The sequence below is a fragment of the Nodosilinea sp. LEGE 07298 genome (assembly GCF_015207265.1).
Classification (GTDB): domain Bacteria; phylum Cyanobacteriota; class Cyanobacteriia; order Phormidesmidales; family Phormidesmidaceae; genus Nodosilinea.
Window position 1 is genome coordinate 1 of record NZ_JADEXE010000474.1, and the last position, 3,241, is coordinate 3,241.

Sequence of the window (3,241 nt, forward strand, 5' to 3'; positions counted from 1 at the left end):
GTTGACGATCTTCCAGTAGCGGGCCTTCATGGGGTCGATCAGGCGCTGGGCCTCTTGTTCGGTGGCGAGCAGGGTCGATTTAGCGTAGAAGGCGTTGCCATAGGGGTTGAGTTCGTCGTCTTCGGGTTCGATATCGACTTCGTAGACCGAGTTTTGCAGGCCGTCGACGCACATATCCATCCGCACGTTGAAGATGTGCTGGTGCACCGGGGCGTAGAGCTGCGGGGCAATCAGGGTGCCGTATTTGGGGGTTTCGCCGGGGGCTACGGCGGCGGTGCTGACCATGCCCGTCAGCTTGACCTCGTACTGAATGGTGCCGTCCTGGTAGAAGTACCAGAAGAAGCCGTACTCGTAGTTGCCCACGGTGGCGATAAAGGAGACGACCAGACGGCGCGATCGCCTCACTTCGGTTTCTTCGGTGCGCCAGTCCACATGCTTCCAGAGAATGCCAAAGTCTTCTTCGTGGAGGCAGACGGCGTGCTCGATCTGCGCCACTTCGCCCCGCGAGTTGGTCATAAAGGCGTCGAAGTAGTGGATTTCGCCCAGGCAGTCGCAGCCCAGTTTGAGCGAGTTGGCCAGGGTGCCAACGCCGTACTCGCCCACGTCGAAGGCGTTTTTGCGGTAGTGGTGGGGCTGGGGGTCGCCGTAGGGCACGGTCATTTCCGCCAGGGAGGCGCGGTAGAGAATGGGCCGCTCTTCACCGCTGTCGGTGTAGGAGACGGTATAGAGCACTAGCCCCTCGCGGGGGGTGAAGCCGATGCGCATCTTCCACTTTTGCCAGCAAATCTGGTGGCCCTCGACGGTGAAGCTGGGGCCTTCGGGCTGAATGATTTCGAGCGGCTTGAGGTCCGTGCGGAAGTTCTTAATGTATTCCTGAGAGTAGTTGGCCGACTGGGGCGGCAGGGGTACCACGCCGTGGTCTTCGACCCGGATCACCTCCATCTTGTTGAGGTCCACCACGGGAATAACGCCTTCGATCGGGCGGGCGTAGCCGTTGTCGGTGGGGTTGGCCCGCACCCAGCAGAGGGCACGGGAAAGGCGCACGCCCTCTTCGTCCTCTAGGCCGTAGTTACCGGCAGACCAGGGGTCAACCATGACCAGGCTGGTGTCGGTAATACCTCGTTTTGCGATCGCCTCAATAAACTCTGGGCAGGCCTTGACCGCATTCTCGCACTCACTAAACTCGTCGAGCATGATCGGCGGCTGCACGCCAGAAATGTGTTTCCACGAGGTAACGTTGCCCTCGGTAAGCGACACGATCGCCTCATAGGTTTGGGCCGTAGCGTTGTCGAGAATGATCGCAAAGGCTTCCCGCGCAATGTCATCCCCCGGCCTAAAGCCCATTACTGTTTCCTTAGAGGGCTCGTTAAGCGTAACGGTGGCAAAGCGAGTGCTAGCTCCCAGGGATTTTTCCTGGCGCAAAATGGCAACGGCAGCAGCGATCTCGGCGGGGGTGAGGGGTTCGAGGGGGTGAGCTACGGCGATCGCGGTAGGTCGTTCTTGGGCAACGGTCATGGATAGGCTCCTAATGGGTAGTTGAATGGATTCTGTAGGGTGGGCAATGCCCACCATTCCTCTGGGCTACAAACGTTTAACTTTTAAGCATTATTCTTGACGTGACGAAACTCCTATTGGTGGTGCGATCGCGGATTTTGGGGCAACATTTTGGGGACTTTTGCTGGGGTGGGTGGTGGGCAGTGCCCACCCTACGCGGCTAATGGTGCGATCGCGGCATCCTTGGCAAAAATTAGGGATTTTGGCTGGGGTGAGTGGTGGGCGGTGCCCACCCTACGCGGCGGCGACGGGGATGGGGGTGGCAGTTTCGGCTACCTCCAAATCCGCTAGCAGCGACTCGGCCAGCTTGCGCTTGGCGTCGGGGTCGAGCTTCTTTAGCTCGTTGTGCAGCACCCGCTCGTTGACCGACTGGTTCCAGTAGTCTAGCGAGTCGAAGCCCAGCAGAGCTGACTTACCGACGAACTGGCGCAGCACCTCGTTGGTTGGCCCCATTACCCAGCCCGCCTTGCCGTCGCGCAGGTAGCGCTCGATTTCCATGTCTTTCTTAAAGCCGGAACCGCCGCAGGCATGGAGCATTTTGTCGCAGACGTGGGCGACGTTCTTAGCGGCCTCAAACTTAATTTGCCAGTACCAGTGCAGGTGAGCCGAGCGGGGTAGGGCGCTAGTGTCGGCGTGGATGGCCCAGTCGCAGTTATTAGTAAGCTGATCCATGAGTTGGCCCATGGAGAGCGTGAACATGCGGCAGGCGCTGGTGTCCATAATCGCCTCGCCGAAGTAGTCCTGAATGGTGGGGTAGTCAGCGACGCGCATGCCGACATCGACGTGCTTCTTGCGGGTAACGTGGGCCTTGGCAATGTCGATCGCCCCCAGCGCTATCCCATTCCAGCAGGCCGACGAGCAGAGCAGAAAGAAGGGGTCCACAATTTCGTCGTTAGAGGCGGTGCCGTCGCCCTCGGGGCCAACCATGCGATCGCGCGGTACCGTCACTCCATCCACCAGCAGGGTGCCCGACTGGTTGCCGCGCAGGCCCAGGGCATCCCACTTGTGAGGTTCGGCCTGCACCTCATCGGCGTAGATCAAAAAGCAGGAGAGGTCTGAGAAATCGCCGTCGAAGTGGGGGCTGGTGGTCTGCACAATGTACCAGTCGGCAAACCCTGCCGAAGTCGTCCACGAAGCTTTCTTGTTCACCTGCCAGCCGTCGGGGGTCGCCGTCGCCTTTGAGGAAACGGGATACCAGAAGTGGGAGCCAGTCTCGGGGTCAGAGTAGGAGAGAGTACCGATCAGCACCTCATTATCCAATCGCTTTAATAGACCTTGCAGTTCAGGACTCTCATGGGCGCGAAATAGGGCTGCCGCCACCGCCCCCAGGTGCATGGTGTAGCACATCGCTGTACTGGGGCAGCCGTAGCGGGCGATGGTTTCCACCACCATGGCGGCGCAGATGTGGTTTTCGCCCAGGCCGCCCCACTCTTTCGGTACAAACAGGCTCAGCAAACCCAGGGAAGCTAGCGCCTCGAAGTTTTTGCGGGGGTAGATCAGGTTGCGATCGGAGGCGATCGCATTGGGCCTGAGCACCGCCGCACACAGCTCAATCAGCTTGGCCTGAAGCGTCTGCTGCTCGGGCGTTAGCAACCACTGGGGGTCAAAGTCTTCGCTGAGGCCGGTAAAAGGGAGGCCGTTCCAGGTTTTGGTGGGCATAGGGGTGGATGGGTGGATGGGTAGGGGG

Annotated in this window: 2 protein-coding genes; both read right to left on the reverse strand. The window is 59.9% G+C overall.

Annotated features, from left to right (window positions below):
• The coding region (locus IQ273_RS31890) for a primary-amine oxidase (protein WP_194027103.1) at positions 1 to 1,515 on the reverse strand (1,515 nt) is incomplete at its 3' end.
• Between the two features lie 273 nt (positions 1,516 to 1,788).
• Positions 1,789 to 3,213 carry an acyl-CoA dehydrogenase family protein gene (locus IQ273_RS31895; RefSeq protein ID WP_194027104.1) on the reverse strand — a complete coding sequence of 475 codons (1,425 nt, stop codon included), beginning with the start codon at positions 3,211 to 3,213 and terminating at the stop codon, positions 1,789 to 1,791.
• Positions 3,214 to 3,241: the final 28 nt, after the last annotated feature.

Excerpts from the sequence above, each read along its gene's own strand:
- IQ273_RS31895 (WP_194027104.1), bottom strand. The coding sequence starts at position 3,213 with ATGCCCACCAAAACCTGGAACGGCCTCCCTTTTACCGGCCTCAGCGAA.